We start from the raw sequence: 15,400 nt of genomic DNA on the forward strand, positions 1-15,400 counted from the left end.
AACCCGACAAGGTCGACAAATAGCCCTACAGCGCCCACCTCACCCCACAGCACTCCAGGTCGTCTTTCGTCAGCCCAATTCCCCTGATCAACTCTTTGGAGGGAGTCATTCCCACCCGAATGAGTGTGTGAGGGGGGTTTGAGAAGGGAATCCATTGCCCAGCATTCAGCGGGCGGAATGATCAATTCCAACTTCCACAGCCCTTTCTCACAGCCTGTGGATAAAGCCCTGACCGGACCGCCGACCTGTGGACAACCCACCTCCCAACTGCCCCTCCAGCGAGGGAAAACCGGACGTCGGGCCGACGCTCATATGCCCGCCAGGTGAATGCGCCGGAACGTCTCCACAGCCTTCTTCGCGATTCCACCTTTTCCGGCATAGCGGTAGAAATGGTGCGCAAGGGAATATCGAGTCGAGCGCCCACAGCGCGCACCGGTAGCCTGGGGGGGTGATTGACCTTCGTCTGCTCCGTGAGGACCCCGACCGTGTCCGCGCGTCCCAGCGCGCCCGTGGAGAGGACGTCGGCCTCGTCGACGCACTGCTCTCCGCCGACGAGCGGCGCAGGTCGTCCAGCGTCCGCTTCGACCAGCTGCGAGCCGAGCAGAAGTCGCTCGGCAAGCTCATCCCCAAGGCCTCCGGCGACGAGAAGGCCGAGCTCCTGAAGAAGGCCGGCGAACTGTCCGCCGCGGTCAAGGCCGCCGACGCCGAGCAGGACGAGGCCGCCGAGGAGACCCAGCGCCTCGTCCTCCAGCTGGGGAACCTCGTCCACCCGGAGGTCCCGGTCGGCGGGGAGGAGGACTTCACCGTCCTCGAGACCGTCGGCGCGCCGCGCGACTTCTCCGCCGAGGGCTTCGAGCCCAAGGACCACCTCGAACTCGGCCAGCTGCTCGGTGCCATCGACGTCGAGCGGGGCGCCAAGGTCTCCGGCTCGCGCTTCTACTACCTGACCGGTGTGGGCGCCCTGCTGGAGCTCGCCCTGGTCAACGCCGCCATCGCCCAGGCGACTGCCGCCGGGTTCACCCCGATGCTCACTCCGGCGCTGGTCAAGCCGCGCGCCATGGAGGGCACCGGCTTCCTCGGCCAGGCCGCCGAGAACGTGTACCACCTGGAGAAGGACGACTACTACCTGGTCGGCACCTCCGAGGTCCCGCTCGCCGCCTACCACATGGACGAGATCGTCGACGCGGACAAGCTGCCGCTGCGCTACGCCGGGTTCTCCCCCTGCTTCCGCCGCGAGGCCGGTACGTACGGCAAGGACACCCGGGGCATCTTCCGGGTCCACCAGTTCGACAAGGTGGAGATGTTCTCCTACGTCACCCCGGAGGACTCCGAGGCCGAGCACCAGCGCCTGCTGGACTGGGAGAAGCAGTGGCTGACCGGCCTGGAGCTGCCGTTCCAGGTGATCGATGTGGCCACCGGTGACCTGGGGTCCTCGGCCTCCCGCAAGTTCGACATCGAGGCCTGGATCCCCACCCAGGGCAAGTACCGCGAGCTGACCTCCGCCTCGAACTGCAACGAGTTCCAGGCGCGCCGGCTGTCGGTCCGGATGCGGGACGGCAAGCACGTGCGCCCGCTGGCCACGCTCAACGGCACGCTCTGCGCGGTGCCGCGCACCATCGTGGCGCTGCTGGAGAACCACCAGCGGGCCGACGGCTCGGTGCGGGTCCCGGAGATGCTGCGTCCGTACCTGGGCGGCCGCGAGGTGCTGGAGCCGGTCGCCGCGTGACCTCCACCCATGGCTCGGCCCGTCCGTCCGGCCCGGCCCGCTCCGGCGCGCGGCCCGGGGCCGTCCACCCGTCACCGGGTGCGGCGGCCCGCGGGGCGTCGCCGGACGGCTCCGCCGGGCTGCCCTACCGGCTGATCGCGACCGACCTCGACGGCACGCTGCTACGCGCCGACGACACGGTCTCGCAGCGTTCCCGGGACGCGCTCGCCGCGGCCACCGCGGCGGGCGCCGCCCATATCGTCGTCACCGGACGGGCGGTGCCCTGGGTGCGGCACATCCTGGACGACCTCGGCTACCGGGGTCTCGCGGTCTGCGGGCAGGGCGGTCAGGTCTACCACGCGGGTGAGCACCGGCTGCTCACCTCGGTGACCCTCGACCGGCAGCTCGCGGGGCTGGCCCTGGCGAAGATCGAGGCGGAGACCGGCCCGCTGGCCCTGGCCGCGAGCCGGGACGGCCTGGAGGGCGAGGTGCTCGTCGGCCCCGGCTACCGGGTGCAGGAGGGCCCCCTTCCGGTGGTGGCCTACGAGGACCCGGCGGAGCTCTGGTCCGCCCCGCTGAACAAGCTCTACCTCCAGTCCCCGTACCTCGACGACGACGAACTCGCCCGGGTGGCCCTCGGCGTGGCCGGGCACCTGGTGGGCGTGACGATGGCCGGAGCGGGCATCGTCGAACTGCTGCCGCTCGGCCTGACGAAGGCCACCGGCCTCTCGCTCGCCGCCCGGCGGCTCGGGCTCAAGGCCGCGGACACCATCGCCTTCGGCGACATGCCGAACGACATCCCGATGTTCGGCTGGGCGGCCCACGGCGTCGCCATGGCCCAGGCCCATCCGGAGCTCAAGGCCATCGCCGACGAGATCACCGCCTCGAACGACGAGGACGGCATCGCCGTCGTCCTGGAGCGCCTCTTCCCGCTCGGCTGAGCCCGGGGAGCGGGCCGGGAGGGTCATCGGTTGCCTGCCGGGCGGCCGGCGGGCACCGGCCCGGTGCGGGGATCCTGGCCCGGTGCGGGGATCCCGGCCCCGGGGTTCTCGGCCCGGGGTTCTCGGCCCGGGGTTCTCGGTTCCGCTCCTGGTGACACCCGGTGTCCGTCCGGGGCCGGGCCCCTGTCCGGGGGTCGGGGTCCCGGTCCGGGTGCGCCCGTCGGGCGTCAGGCCTCCGTCGGGCGTCAGGCGTCCGTCGGGCGTCAGGCGTCCGTACCCCGTCGGCTGCCCGTCCCCCGTCAGGCAGGCGCGTCCTTCGTACCCAGCCGCAGGTGCTCGATGTGGTAGACCGCCTCGTCGAGCAGCTGGGCCACATGGCTGTCGTAGAGGCTGTACACGATCGACCGGCCCTGGCGGGCGCCGCTCACCAGCCCGAGGTTGCGCAGCAGCCGCAGCTGGTGGGAGACGGCGGACTGCTCCATGCCCACCGCGTCCGCCAGCTCCGTCACCGCGCACGGCCCCTGGCGGAGGCGGGAGAGGATCAGCAGGCGGCTGGGTGTGGCCAGGGCCTGGAGGGTCTCGGCGACGGTGGCCGCGCTCCGCTCGTCGAGCCGTGCCGGTTCCCGCCGGTCGTCCACCCCATGTCCCATGCGGGCATCGTAGTTCGCCACCCAAGCATGAAGACCTCTTCATGTGAGCAGTTATGCTGCCGTCATGCCGATCACCGCAGCGCGCGATGCCTCCGTCGCCACCGAACCGCGTCGCCTTCCGCCCGAGGCGCGGTGGGCGGCGCTCGCCCTCGCCGCCTTCGCCGCCGCCGCGGGCGCCCAGGCAGCCGGAGCGCCCGGCCTGCTCCGGGGAGCCCTGTACGCGGTCTGCTACGCCGCGGGCGGCTGGGAACCGGCGCTCGCCGGTGTGCGGGCCCTGCGCGAACGGACCCTGGACGTCGACCTGCTGATGGTGGTCGCGGCGCTGGGGGCGGCGGCGATCGGCCAGGTCCTCGACGGTGGGCTGCTGATCGTCATCTTCGCCGCCTCCGGGGCCCTGGAAGCGGTCGCCACCGCCCGGACCGAGGCCTCCGTGCGCAGCCTGCTGAGCCTGGCGCCGCAGACCGCGACACGTGTCTCCGCCGGCGGCGAGGAGCGGGTGGCGGCGGCGGAGCTGGCGGTCGGTGACGTCGTCCTCGTCCGGCCCGGGGAGCGGGTGGCGGCGGACGGCCGCGTCCTCGGCGGCAGGTCGGACGTCGACCAGTCGACCATCACCGGGGAGCCGCTGCCCGCCGACAAGGAGGCGGGGGACGAGGTCTTCGCGGGCACCTTGAACGGCCGCGGGTCCCTGCGGGTGCGGGTGGAGCGCGACCCGTCCGACTCGGTGATCGCCCGGATCGTGGCGATGGTGGAGGAGGCGTCCCGGACCAAGGCGCCCACCCAGCTGTGGATCGAACGGATCGAGCAGCGCTACTCGCTGGCCGTGGTCGTGGGCGCGCTGGCGCTCTTCGCGCTGCCCCTGGCGTTCGGGGCCGCCCTGGAGCCCACCCTGCTGCGCGCCATGACCTTCATGATCGTGGCCTCGCCGTGCGCGGTGGTGCTGTCGACGATGCCGCCGCTGCTGGCGGCGATCGCCAACGCAGGACGGAACGGCGTCCTCGTCAAGTCCGCCGTGGTCATGGAGGAGTTGGGGCGGACCACGGTCGTGGCGCTGGACAAGACGGGGACGGTCACCCAGGGCGCACCCCGGGTGGTGGAGGTGCGGGGCCCGGCGGAGGCCCTGCGGCTCGCGGCTTCGGTGGAGGCGGAGAGCGAGCACCCGGTCGCCCGCGCCGTCGTCGCGGCGGCACGCGAGCGCGGGCTGATCCCGTACCCCGTCCGGGATTTCGTGTCCCGGACGGGCTTCGGAGTCGAGGCAGTCGTCAAGGATCGGCGGGTGACCGTCGGCCGCCCCGATCAGGATGCGGCCGGCCCCACCATCACCGAAAGCCCTGTGGAAAACTCCGCCGCGGCGCCCGGGAAGGAGCCGTCCGGCATGACAACGGTGCAGGTCGGCGTGGATGGAGTGGCCGTGGCCACGCTGGTGGTGGCGGACCGGCCGCGCCCGGACGCCCCCGCGGCGGTCGCCCGGCTGACCGCGCTGACCGGCGTTACGCCGGTGCTCCTCACCGGCGACGCCCGGGGCCCCGCCGAGCACACGGCCGCCGCGTGCGGCATCGAGGAGGTACGGGCCGGGCTGCTGCCCGAGGAGAAGGTGGCGGCGGTGTCCGAACTGGGCGCGGGCGGGGGCCGGGTGCTGCTCGTCGGCGACGGGGTGAACGACGCCCCGGCCCTGGCCACGGCCCAGGTCGGCGTCGCCATGGGCGGCACGGGTGCCGATCTGTCGCTCCAGGCGGCGGACGCGATCGTCGTCCGGGACGAACTGACCGCGGTGCCCGCGGTGATCGCCCTGTCGCGCCGTGCGCGCCGGCTCGTCGTACAGAACCTCGTCATCGCCGGGTGCTGCATCGTGGGGCTCGTCGCCTGGGACACGCTGGGTGAACTCCCGCTCCCCCTGGGAGTCGTGGGGCACGAGGGCAGCACGGTCCTCGTCGCCCTCAACGGTCTGCGGATGCTGCGGGCACCGTTCGGCGCCGAGTCCGGCGCACCCCGCCCGTCCGGCCCGGTGGACCGGTCCGGGACGCCCCGCCCCGAGGCCGGCACCGGGCGTGCGGCGGAGGCGGCGGCTTCCGGAGCGGCCTCCCCCGGTTCCGTTCCGCCCCCCGGTTCCGTTCCGCACTGAGCGGGATCAGCGGGCGCTGCCGGGGAGCAGCGGTGCACCGGTCCGTACGGAGGCCCTCTGCGCGTACGGAAGTACCCGTCCGGCGCCCCGCACGCGGGAACCGGGCGGATTGCAGCAGGAAGGGGGTGTGCGCCGAACCGCGCACACCCCCTGCCGCACAGCTACGCCCGCGTCACCGCGGACGTGCCGTCACTCCTCACCGGCCAGGGTGAGCCCGCGGAGCTTCTGGCTTGCGTAGAAGGTGGCGCCCAGGGTGACGACGACGAGCAGCACCGCGCCGGAGGTCGCCCCGACGTCCGAGGACATCAGGTTCCCCGGGTCGAGCTTGTGCCCCAGGGCGAGCGCCCACTGCTGGATGCTCAGCGTCCGGGCGCCCGGGACGAGGCTGCCGAACAGCGTCTCCCACACCAGGGCGTAGACCAGGCCGAAGACCACCGCGTGCCGGCTGAGGGTGCCGAACAGCAGGAACAGCGCGGCGTACGCCACTGAGGCCACCACCGCCGCGGCCGCGTAGGCGGACGCGACCTGCTGGCTGTTGCCGTTGAGGATGTAGCCGGCCAGCAGGGTGGGCACCGCCGAGAAGACGACAGTGACGCCGATGGCCACGATCAGCTTGGTGAGGATGATCGTGTGCCGCTTCACCGGCTTGGCGAGCAGATAGACGATCGAACCATCGTCGATCTCGGGGCCGATCGCGCCCGTACCGGCGATCACACCGATCAGCGGCACCATGGTGGCCAGCGCGAAGCCGCCCAGCACACGGGCCGCGGTCTGGTCGTCGGCGCCCGTCAGCACCCGGACCATCACCGCGAGGATCAGCAGCAGGGCCGGCAGGGCGAACATCATCAGTGCCCGGCGGCGGCCGAGCAGGGCCCGGTAGGTGAGCCGGGCGACCGTGGAGTTGTACATCGGTTCAGGCTCCTTCAGGCCGCGACCAGGTAGGAGAACACGCTCTCCAGGGACTCGTCGGAGGGCGAGACCGTGAGGAGCCGGATGCCGTGCTCGCGGGCGACCCGCGGGAGCAGTTCGGTGAAGCGCGCGAAGTCGACGGCCTGGATCCGCAGTCCGCCCCCGCCGGGCCCGGCGGGGTCCGTGACGTCGAACTCGATGCCGGCCGTGGACGGGTCGGCGATCAGCGCCGCGGCCAGGGCCCGGTCGTCGCTGGACCGTACGAGGTAGCGGTGCGGCCGGTCCGTCATGAGCCGGCGGATCCGGCGGAAGTCACCGGACGCCGCGTGCCGCCCCGCCACGATCACCTCGATGTGGCTGGCGAGCTGCTCGACCTCCTCCAGGATGTGCGAGGAGAACAGGACCGTGCGGCCCTCGTCGCCCATCCGCCGGAGCAGCTCCATGAGCTGCATCCGCTGCCGCGGGTCCATGCCGTTGAACGGCTCGTCGAGCAGCAGCACGGAGGGCTGGTGGACCAGGGCGGACGCCATTTTCACGCGCTGCCGCATGCCCTTGCTGTACGTCGAGATCTTCCGCTTCTGCGCGTACTCCATCTCGACCGTGGCGAGTGCCTCGCGGGCCGCGGCGGCCGGCTTGGGCAGCCCGTGCAGCTCGGCGTTGGCCTGGACGAACTCCTGCCCGGTGAGGGAGTCGTACATCGCCTCGCGCTCGGGGACCATCCCCAGCTGCCGGTAGGTCTGCTCGTTGCGCCAGACCGGGGCGCCGTCGAGGGTGACGGAGCCGGTCGACGGGGGCAGGAAGCCGCCCATCATGTTGATCAGCGTGGACTTGCCCGCCCCGTTGGGGCCGAGCAGTCCGGTCACACCGGGGCCGATCGTCATCGTGATGTCGTTGACGGCGACGACGTTGCCGAACCACCGGGACACGTGGTCGATATTCAGGGAGGTCACAGCCCGACCTTTCGGTAGCGGCGCATCAGCAGGCCGTACGAGGCCACGATCAGTCCGAGGACAGCGGCGAGGTAGACCACTCCGGCGAAGGTTCCGGGCGGGGTGGCACCGCCGGGGAAGCGCGAAGCGGCGCCCAGGAACGTGCTCTGCACACCGTCGATGAGCGAGACCGGGGAGAAGAGTCCGAGCCAGCCGGCCGCGGTGTCGTTGTCCTGGGAGTGGGCGATGGCCTGGATGGTGCTCACCGCGCCGTAGGGGATCGTGAACACCGCGATGACGGAGGCCACACCGAATCCGCGGCGCGGGGTGAGCGCGGCGACCACCAGCCCGATTCCGGCGAAGAGCACCGAGAGGAGCGCCACGGACACCATGCCTTGCCCGAATCCCTTCGTCTGCTCGGCGAAGTCGAGTTCGGCGAGCAGCGCTCCGATGTAGAGGATGACGACCGGGGCGCCGGTGAGGATGAACAGGGCCGAGGCCATCGCCGCGAACTTGGCGAGCACGTAGTCGACGCGCTCCATCGGGCGGGAGAAGTAGAGCGTCATGGTCCGGAAGCGCAGATCCCGGGAGACGGCCTGCGGGGCCTGGGACGCCAGATAGAGGCCGATCACCGCCTGCATGGTCATCGCGTATTCGGTGTAGTCGACCAGCGGCTTCTTGAACTTGGCGAAGATGGTGACCGCGACGATGATCGTGGCGGTCGCGCACATCACGGCGAACAGCAGCATCGGCAGGACCTTGGACTTCGCCGAGCGGCCGAGGCCGTAGGCACCGCGCAGGCTCTGCACGAAGAGCGAGCGCCGGACGTAGGCCCGGCCGAGCCGCTGGCCGTCGTACGAGCGGTAGCCGATGTTGTGGATCCGGGTGGGATCGCCGCCCTGGGCGGGTACGGCGGGGGCGGTGGTCTCAGGCTGCATCGCGGCCTCCTCCGTTCTGCTCTTCCGAACGGAAGACCTCGGCGATGTGGTGACGGCGCTGTTCCATGCGCACCAGGCCGAGGCCGAGTTCGGCGACGGTGTCGCGGACCGTGTCGTAGGTGCTGTCATCGGCGACGTCGAGCAGCAGGACGTGCCCCGCACCGGGGGCGCGGCCGCCCGCGTGCACCTCGATGCCGACCGCGGCCAGGGCGGTGCGCAGGGCACCGGTGCCGTCCGGGTGGCGCTCGCTGTCGGTGACCTCCACGGCGAGGGTCGCGGTGGCCTGGGTGAAGTCGCTGGTGGAGCTGGAGCGGAGCAGGGCGCCGCCGTCGATGACGACGACGTGGTCGCAGGTGCGCTCCAGCTCGCCGAGCAGGTGGGAGGTGACCAGGACCGAGATGCCGAAGTCGGTGTGCACCCGGCGGATCAGGCCCAGCATCTCGTCGCGGCCGACGGGGTCGAGTCCGTTGGTCGGCTCGTCGAGCAGGACCAGCTGCGGGTCGTGGACCAGCGCCTGGGCGAGTTTCACCCGCTGCTTCATACCGGTCGAATAGCCGCCGATGGGGCGGTACCGCTCCTCGTAGAGGCCGACGTGGCGCAGCGTGTCGGCGGTGCGCTCCCGGGCGGCGGCGGGCGGCAGCCCGGACATCCGCGCCATGTGCACGACGAGCTCGGTGGCCGAGACATCGGGCGGGAGGCAGTCGTGCTCCGGCATGTAGCCGACGCGCTCGCGGATGGCGCCGCCCTGGGTGGCGACGTCCAGGCCGAGGACGGAGGCGCGCCCCTCGGAGGCGGGGGAGAGTCCGAGCAGGATCTTGATCAGAGTGGACTTGCCGGCTCCGTTGGCGCCCACCAGGCCGGTCACGCCCGGCGTGATGTTCACGGAGAGCCGGTCGAGCGCGGTCACCCGGGGGAACCGCTTGCTGAGGCTTTCGGTCGCGATGACAGTCACGTCGTCGACGGTAGTGGCGGCCGCCACAGTTCACGTCAGACCTGGCGGCTGGTTCGGGGTACGACTCGAGGCTGATGTCCCGTAGGGGGTCTCCTCCCCAGGCCGTTACCAGCGGTATCCACAGGCGGCGCACCAGCCTTGACGCTGTTGGGGGCGGGTTGCCACTCTCGTCACTGTCAGTTGCCTCGGTTCGGCCGGCTGCCTCGGTTCGGCCGGCCGGGGCGGAGCAGCCGGGGCGGGCCGGACGGGGCGGCTGGACGGTTGTCGCATGACCTCAGCACTCACCGGTGAACGCTCCATGGGGTTATGCGAGTTCCCGGCGTCGCGTGACTCTGGCGACAACGGGGCCAAGGGTCGGGAGGGGGGAGGGGGAGGGGCCCCCGGTCGGGAGGTCAGAGTCCCGGCGCGCCCCACACCGGGAACCACCGCGCCAGGTCCTCCTCGATCCGCAGATCGTCGCCGAGCACTCCCCTGACCTGGAGTTCGAGGGCGTTGTCACGCTTCTCCTGCCGTCCGGGCAGCGGAGCGAACGGGTAGAAGGTGCCGCGCTTGTACAGGTAGACGAGCCCGAGGGGACGCTGCCCGGCGTCGCGGAAGGCGATCAGGGAGCAGAGGAGTTGTGGTCCGAAGCCCGCGTCCTGGAGCAGGGTGTTGACGGCGTGCACGTCGTTGACGAGTGACGCGATGTCGTCCGCGGGATGCCGGGCGAGGAGCCAGGTGTAGCCGTAGGTGTCCCGGCTGAACTCCACCGGGACACCGCCGTCCCGGGTGTCGGCGTCGAGCAGGTCCCGTACGTCCCGCTGGAGTTGGGTGAAGGCACCGCCCTCCACACTGGCGAAGCACACCGAGCCGAGACCGGTGGGCGCGAACCCGGCACCCGCCTCCAGGGTGATCGCCGCGGAGGGGAGGCCGAAGAGCCGGTCGAGGTCCGGGCGGACCGGCTTGCTGCGGCCGAGGATGGTGTCCAGAAGGCCCACGGTCTCAGTCCCTCACGTCGTTGTCATGGGAAGCCTCACGAGCCGGCATCCGCACGGGCCGATGTCCTCACGAGTGGCTGAGCTGCGCCGAGATCCGGCCCAGCTGGTCCAGGCGCTGCTCCAGGGTGGGGTGCGAGGAGAAGAGCCGCCCCAGGCTCGCCCGCGAGGAGAAGGCGGGGGCGAAGTAGAAGGCGTTGAAGGGCTCGGCCTGGCGCAGGTCCCGTGTCGGGATCCGGGCCATGTCGCCGCTCACCTTGGTCAGGGCTGAGCCGAGGGCGGAGGGGCGACCGGTGAGCAGGGCGGCGGCGCGGTCGGCGGACAGCTCGCGGTAGCGGGAGAGCAGCCGGGTCAGCAGGAAGCTGATCACGTAGACCACCGCGCTGACCAGCGGAATGAGCAGCGCCACGATGGCGGTGTTCTGGTCCCGGCTGTCGCCGACGCGGCCGAGGCCTCCCCAGAGCGCGACGCGGGTCATCATGCCGGCGAGGACTCCCAGGAACGAGGCGATGGTCATCACGGCGACATCGCGGTGGGCGACATGGGACAGCTCGTGGGCGAGGACGCCCTCCAGTTCCTCCGGCTCCAGCCGTCGCAGCAGGCCGGTGGTGGCACAGACGAGGGCGGTGCGCTCGTTGCGGCCGGTGGCGAAGGCATTGGGGATGTCGCTGCGGGCGATGGCCACGCGCGGCTTCGGCATGTCGGCGAGGGCGCAGATCCGGTCGACGGCGCCGTGCAGGGCGGGGGCCTGCTCGGGGGTGACCTCGCGGGCGCCCATGCTGTACGCGGCGATCCGGTCGCTGAACCAGAACTGCGCGACGAAGAGTCCGCCCGCCACGATCAGGATGATCGGCCAGGCACCCCGGAGCAGGGTCAGCAGCACGCCGACGAAGACGACGTAGAGCAGCCCGATCAGGAACATCGTCGTCACCATGCGGGTGGTGAGGCCCTGGTCCTTGGCGTATCGGGATCGGGTCCGGGTCCTCGGCATCAGCCCACCTCCAGAGCGCGGCTGTGGTCCTGCTCCTCCCTCGATTCTGCCCCTTTTGGGGCTATAGCGGACATAAAGACGGAAGCCTAAGGGAGGCAGCCGAAGGCGGAGGGAGGCCGAAGGCGGAGGGACGGAGCACCGGAGGAGCACCGAGGCTGCTGGAGGCAGCGCCGAACCCGCACCCGTCCCCGGCCCGGCCCCCGCCCGTCCCCCTTCATCGGCACCAGTCCGCCCCGACCGAGCCGGCCGTCCCGGCCGAGCCGATCACCCCTGCCCCAACTGCGCCGGCCCCTCCGTCGCGATGCGCTCGAAGACCTTCTGGTCGGCCTCGAACATCGAGTCCGGGATCGGCCAGTGCAGCACGATCTCGGTGAAGCCGAGTTCGGCGTGGGCCCCGGCGAAGTCGACGAAGGCGTCCAGGGAGTCCAGGGGGCGGTCCGGCGTGAAGCCGGTGAGCAGGATCTTCTCCAGCTCCGACGGATCGCGGCCGGTCTCCGCGCAGGCGTCGGACAGCCGCTCCGCCTGGCTGCGGATGGCGGCGAGGGACTCCGCGGGAGTACCGGTCGCCGAGATCTTCGGGTTCCCCGTGGTGACCCAGGCCTGCCCGTGGCGGGCGGCGAGCCGCAGTCCGCGGGGGCCCGTCGCGGCGACGGCGATGGGCAGCCGCGGGCGCTGGACGCAGCCCGGTATGTTCCGGACCTCGTTCGCGGAGTAGAAGACGCCGTCGTGGCTGACGACGTCCTCGCTGAGCAGCCGGTCGAGCAGCGGCACGAACTCCCCGAAGCGGTCCGCGCGCTCGCGCGGCGTCCACGCCTTCTGGCCGAGGGCCGTGGCGTCGAAGCCGTTGCCCCCGGCGCCGATGCCCAGCGTGATCCGGCCGGCGCTGATGTCGTCGAGGGAGATGAGCTCCTTGGCGAGGGTGACGGGGTGGCGGAAGTTCGGGGACGTGACGAGGGTCCCCAGCCGCAGCCGGTCCGTGGCGGCCGCGGCGGCCGTCAGGGTCGGCAGGGCCCCGAACCAGGGGCCGTCGCGGAAGGTGCCCCGCCAGGAGAGGTGATCGTAGGTGTAGGCGGTACGGAATCCCAGCTCCTCGGCCCGCTGCCACACCTCCCGGGCGCCCTCGTGCCAGCGGCGGACAGGAAGAATCACCGTGCTCAGTCGCAGAGAGGTCGCCATGGCCACGAGCCTAAGCGGCGGGTCCGGCACACCACGCATCACGGGGTGCGGCTCCAGCGGGTGCAGCATCGCGGGTCCGGACCGCACCCGGCCGGGCCGCACCGCAAGCGGGCCCTCCCGGCCTCCGTGCGGTCCGTCATCACCCGCGCACGGTGGGTGCCCATCTGTGCACCCCCTCACACGCTTGTGCACGAGCATGCGGGAAGATGGACCGGTGACCTCAGCCACCGAGCGCCCGCCCGAGCCGCAGCTGCCGGAACTCCGCCCGTCCGAGTTTCCCGGGGGGCGCGTCCGGCTGATCGCCACGGATCTCGACGGAACGTTGCTGCGCGACGACAAGTCGGTCTCGGAGCGCACTGTCGCGGCGCTGGCCGCCGCCGAGCGGGCCGGGATCGAGGTCTTCTTCGTCACCGGCCGGCCCGCCCGCTGGATGGACGTGGTCAGCGACCATGTGCACGGCCACGGCATGGCGATCTGCGCGAACGGCGCCGCCGTCGTCGACCTGCACCGCGACGGGCTGTTCCTGGACGTCCGGCCGCTGGACCGGTCGGACGCGCTCGCCGTCGTCGGCACCCTGCGCGCCGCCGCCCCCGGCACGTCCTTCGCCGTGGAGCTCACCACCGGGATCCACTACGAACCGGAGTACCCGCCCTTCTACATCGACCCGGTCGCGACCATCGGCCCCGCCGAGAAGCTGCTGTCCCCCGGCTGGGAGGGCTCGGACCAGCCGGTGCTCAAGCTGCTGGCCCACCACCCCCGGCTGACACCGGACGAGTTCCTGACCCTGGCCCGGGAAGCGGCCGGGGAGCACGCGTCCTTCACCCGGTCCAGCCCGACCGCGCTGCTGGAGATCAGCGGCCGGGGCGTGAGCAAGGCCGCGACCCTGGCGCACTGCTGCGCGGAGCGGGGCATCGCCCCGGAGGAGGTCGTGGCCTTCGGCGACATGCCGAACGACGTGGAGATGCTGTCCTGGGCGGGGACGTCGTACGCGATGGCGAACGCCCATCCGGACGTGCTGGCCGCCACCTCGGCCCGCACCGTGGCGAACAACGAGGACGGCGTCGCCGTCGTCATCGAGGAGATCCTGGCGGCCCAGCTCCCCGGGTGAGGGAGGCCCCACCGCGGCCCGGGACCGACAGCCCAGCGGCCCACTGCCCGACGCCCGCCGTCCGACGGCCCAGTGCCCGACGCAGCAGCACGCCCCGCAGCAGCACCCGGCAACGCAGCGCCCCCGCGACCGGCGCCTAACGGAGCGGCGCCTCCCACACCATGCTCGCGCCGCCGCCGCCCTCCCCGATCCCCGGCCCGTACCAGCTCGAACCGCCCAGTGACTCCGCCCGCTTGGCGAGGTTCCGCAGTCCGCTGCGGCGTCCGCCCTCGGGGATGCCGACGCCGTCGTCGGCGACCGTGAGCCGTACGCCCTCCTGACCGTCCGGCAGCTTCTCCGTCGTGTCGACCACGATCTCCAGACGGGTGGCGCCGGCGTGCCGGAAGGTGTTCGACAGGGCCTCCCGCAACGCGGCGATCATGTTCCGTCCGGTCAGCTCCCCCACCCGCGCGTCCACCGCGCCGACGAAGCGCACCGACGGCCGGAAGCCCAGCGGCACCGCCGCCATGTTGATCTCCCGCTCGATCCGGGTCCGCAGGCCCGCAGGTGCCTCGACCGGACCCTGCTGGAGGGCGAAGATCGCGGTGCGGATCTCCTGGATGGTGACGTCCAGCTCGTCCACGGCGGTGCTGATCCCGGACTGCAGCTCGGGGTCGTCGGCCCGGCGCTGGGCGCTCTCCAGCATCATCCCGGTGGCGAACAGCCGCTGTATGACGAGGTCGTGCAGATCCCGGGCGATCCGGTCGCGGTCCTCGTAGACGGCCAGCCGTTCGCGGTCGCGCTGCGCCTCGGCGAGGACGAGGGCCAGCGCGGCCTGCGCCGCGAACTGCGTGGCGAGGGTGCGTTCGGTCTCGGTGAAGCTCCTGGCTCCGCGCAGCCGCCCCAGTGCGAGGGTGCCCAGCACCCGGTCGTCGCTGCGCAGCGGCAGCAGCATCACCGGCCCGTAGAAGGCGGAGACCGGGGTGGTCATCCGGGTGTCGGTGGCGGAGTCGTCCACGAACACCGGCAGCCCCGCGACCAGTTCCTCGTACACCGGGCTGCTGGGGTCGATCACCACGCCCAGTTCATCGAACGGCTCCGGGAGGTCGGAGGAGACCTGCACGATCTCCAGACCGCCGTTCTCGTACGGCAGCAGCACCACCCCGGCCGCCGCGTCGGCGAGTTTGCGGCCCTGCTCGGCGACGATGGCCAGCGCGTCGTCCGTGCGGGATTCGGTGCTGGAGAGCAGGGCGGTGGTGAGGACGTTGGCCCCCTCGATCCAGCGCTGCCGCTGCTTGGTGGCCTCGTGCAGCCGGACGTTGCCGATCTGGATGCCGGCCTCGGTGGCCAGCACCTTCATCATGTGCAGGTCGTAGACGCTGAACTCGCCGCCGTCCCGCTTCTCGGCGAGGTAGATGTTGCCGAACAGTTCGCCGCCCACCCGGATGGGGATGCCGAGGAAGTCGCCGAGCAGCGCGTTGTGCGGCGGATAGCCGGTGGTGCGCGCGGGCGCTCCCAGGTCGGCCAGCATCATCGGCACCGGGTCGTCGACGAGGGTGCCCAGGATCCCCTTCTCGCCGTCCGGGAGGCGGCGGATGCGTTCCCGTTCCTCCTCGGAGATGCCGTAACTCACCAGGTCGGCGAGGCCGTCGCGCTCGTCGTTGATGACGCCGATCGCGGCGTAGCGGACGTCGGTGAGGCTGGCCGCGGTCTCGAGGATGCTGTCGAGGGTGCTGTGCAGGTGCAGTCCGGTGCCGACGGAGACCATGGCCTCCAGCAGCCGGGGGAGACGGACGGTCAGTTCCTCGGGCAGTTCCTGGAGGCTGCGGGCGGTCTCCTCGGCGACCGTGGAGCCCTGCTCCCCGCTCTTCGCCGTCGCCGCCCGTCCCGGTGGCGGCCCCTGCCCCGGCGCCGTGCCCGGCGCGTCCCCGGTCCGCAGGCCGGCGCCCGGGTGTCCGCTCCCCGCACCACCGGCTCCCGGGTCGTACCGGGAGGGCGGAGGATCGACGGATCCTGCCGAGGCCGACAT

The 15,400-nt window shown here is 72.1% G+C and carries 13 protein-coding genes; 4 read left to right on the plus strand and 9 right to left on the minus strand.

The window, feature by feature from the left end:
- Nucleotides 1-448 precede the first annotated feature (448 nt).
- The gene (gene serS / locus ACFYYR_RS17750; RefSeq protein WP_388853631.1) at nt 449-1,726 is read left to right on the plus strand and encodes a serine--tRNA ligase; all 1,278 of its coding nucleotides are present in this window, start codon (nt 449-451) and stop codon (nt 1,724-1,726) included.
- Nucleotides 1,727-1,845: 119 nt separating this feature from the next.
- Nucleotides 1,846-2,646 carry an HAD family hydrolase gene (locus ACFYYR_RS17755; protein ID WP_388854453.1) on the plus strand — a complete coding sequence of 267 codons (801 nt, stop codon included), beginning with the start codon at nt 1,846-1,848 and terminating at the stop codon, nt 2,644-2,646.
- 299 nt (nt 2,647-2,945) lie between these two features.
- On the opposite strand, the gene ACFYYR_RS17760 is transcribed toward ACFYYR_RS17755, so the two are convergent.
- Nucleotides 2,946-3,296: an ArsR/SmtB family transcription factor gene (locus ACFYYR_RS17760; protein ID WP_388853634.1), complete on the minus strand. Its 351-nt coding sequence runs from the start codon at nt 3,294-3,296 to the stop codon at nt 2,946-2,948.
- A gap of 64 nt (nt 3,297-3,360) precedes the next feature.
- On the opposite strand from ACFYYR_RS17760, the gene ACFYYR_RS17765 reads away from it, so the two are divergent.
- A complete protein-coding gene (locus ACFYYR_RS17765) occupies nt 3,361-5,415 on the plus strand; it encodes a heavy metal translocating P-type ATPase (RefSeq protein ID WP_388853636.1) in 2,055 nt (684 codons plus the stop codon).
- A gap of 189 nt (nt 5,416-5,604) precedes the next feature.
- Here ACFYYR_RS17765 and ACFYYR_RS17770 read toward each other — a convergent pair whose 3' ends face one another.
- The 7 genes from ACFYYR_RS17770 to ACFYYR_RS17800 all read right to left on the minus strand — a co-directional run bounded on the left by ACFYYR_RS17770 (nt 5,605) and on the right by ACFYYR_RS17800 (nt 12,284).
- A complete protein-coding gene (locus ACFYYR_RS17770; protein WP_388853639.1) occupies nt 5,605-6,324 on the minus strand; it encodes an ABC transporter permease subunit in 720 nt (239 codons plus the stop codon).
- A gap of 14 nt (nt 6,325-6,338) precedes the next feature.
- Nucleotides 6,339-7,274, minus strand: coding sequence for an ABC transporter ATP-binding protein (locus ACFYYR_RS17775; protein WP_388853642.1), 936 nt, complete (start codon nt 7,272-7,274; stop codon nt 6,339-6,341).
- Entirely contained in the window at nt 7,271-8,191 is a 921-nt protein-coding gene (locus tag ACFYYR_RS17780; RefSeq protein WP_388853645.1) for an ABC transporter permease, read from the minus strand. Before ACFYYR_RS17780 ends, ACFYYR_RS17775 begins: the two co-directional genes overlap by 4 nt.
- Nucleotides 8,181-9,143, minus strand: a complete 963-nt coding sequence (locus tag ACFYYR_RS17785; protein WP_388853648.1) for an ABC transporter ATP-binding protein — start codon at nt 9,141-9,143, stop codon at nt 8,181-8,183. Before ACFYYR_RS17785 ends, ACFYYR_RS17780 begins: the two co-directional genes overlap by 11 nt.
- A 392-nt stretch (nt 9,144-9,535) precedes the next feature.
- On the minus strand, nt 9,536-10,120 hold the full coding sequence (locus tag ACFYYR_RS17790) for a hypothetical protein (protein WP_388853651.1): 585 nt from the start codon (nt 10,118-10,120) through the stop codon (nt 9,536-9,538).
- Between the two features lie 67 nt (nt 10,121-10,187).
- The gene (gene htpX / locus ACFYYR_RS17795; RefSeq protein ID WP_388853654.1) at nt 10,188-11,108 is read right to left on the minus strand and encodes a zinc metalloprotease HtpX; all 921 of its coding nucleotides are present in this window, start codon (nt 11,106-11,108) and stop codon (nt 10,188-10,190) included.
- A 264-nt stretch (nt 11,109-11,372) separates the two neighbouring features.
- Entirely contained in the window at nt 11,373-12,284 is a 912-nt protein-coding gene (locus ACFYYR_RS17800; RefSeq protein WP_388853657.1) for an LLM class flavin-dependent oxidoreductase, read from the minus strand.
- Between the two features lie 196 nt (nt 12,285-12,480).
- Here ACFYYR_RS17800 and ACFYYR_RS17805 point away from each other — a divergent pair, with 196 nt between their 5' ends.
- Entirely contained in the window at nt 12,481-13,392 is a 912-nt protein-coding gene (locus ACFYYR_RS17805; protein ID WP_388853660.1) for a Cof-type HAD-IIB family hydrolase, read from the plus strand.
- A gap of 136 nt (nt 13,393-13,528) precedes the next feature.
- On the opposite strand, the gene ACFYYR_RS17810 is transcribed toward ACFYYR_RS17805, so the two are convergent.
- On the minus strand, nt 13,529-15,400 hold the full coding sequence (locus ACFYYR_RS17810) for a GAF domain-containing sensor histidine kinase (protein WP_388853663.1): 1,872 nt from the start codon (nt 15,398-15,400) through the stop codon (nt 13,529-13,531).

Source organism: Streptomyces sp. NPDC001922 (genome assembly GCF_042891165.1).
Lineage (GTDB): Bacteria > Actinomycetota > Actinomycetes > Streptomycetales > Streptomycetaceae > Streptomyces.

Bases quoted from the DNA above. Each gene is read 5' to 3' on its own strand.
- ACFYYR_RS17780 (WP_388853645.1), bottom strand. From the start codon at position 8,191: ATGCAGCCTGAGACCACCGCCCCCGCCGTACCCGCCCAGGGCGGCGAT.
- htpX (WP_388853654.1), bottom strand. From the start codon at position 11,108: ATGCCGAGGACCCGGACCCGATCCCGATACGCCAAGGACCAGGGCCTC.
- ACFYYR_RS17765 (WP_388853636.1), top strand. From the start codon at position 3,361: ATGCCGATCACCGCAGCGCGCGATGCCTCCGTCGCCACCGAACCGCGT.
- ACFYYR_RS17760 (WP_388853634.1), bottom strand. From the start codon at position 3,296: ATGGGACATGGGGTGGACGACCGGCGGGAACCGGCACGGCTCGACGAG.
- ACFYYR_RS17805 (WP_388853660.1), top strand. From the start codon at position 12,481: ATGCGGGAAGATGGACCGGTGACCTCAGCCACCGAGCGCCCGCCCGAG.
- ACFYYR_RS17800 (WP_388853657.1), bottom strand. From the start codon at position 12,284: ATGGCGACCTCTCTGCGACTGAGCACGGTGATTCTTCCTGTCCGCCGC.
- ACFYYR_RS17810 (WP_388853663.1), bottom strand. From the start codon at position 15,400: ATGTCGGCCTCGGCAGGATCCGTCGATCCTCCGCCCTCCCGGTACGAC.
- ACFYYR_RS17770 (WP_388853639.1), bottom strand. From the start codon at position 6,324: ATGTACAACTCCACGGTCGCCCGGCTCACCTACCGGGCCCTGCTCGGC.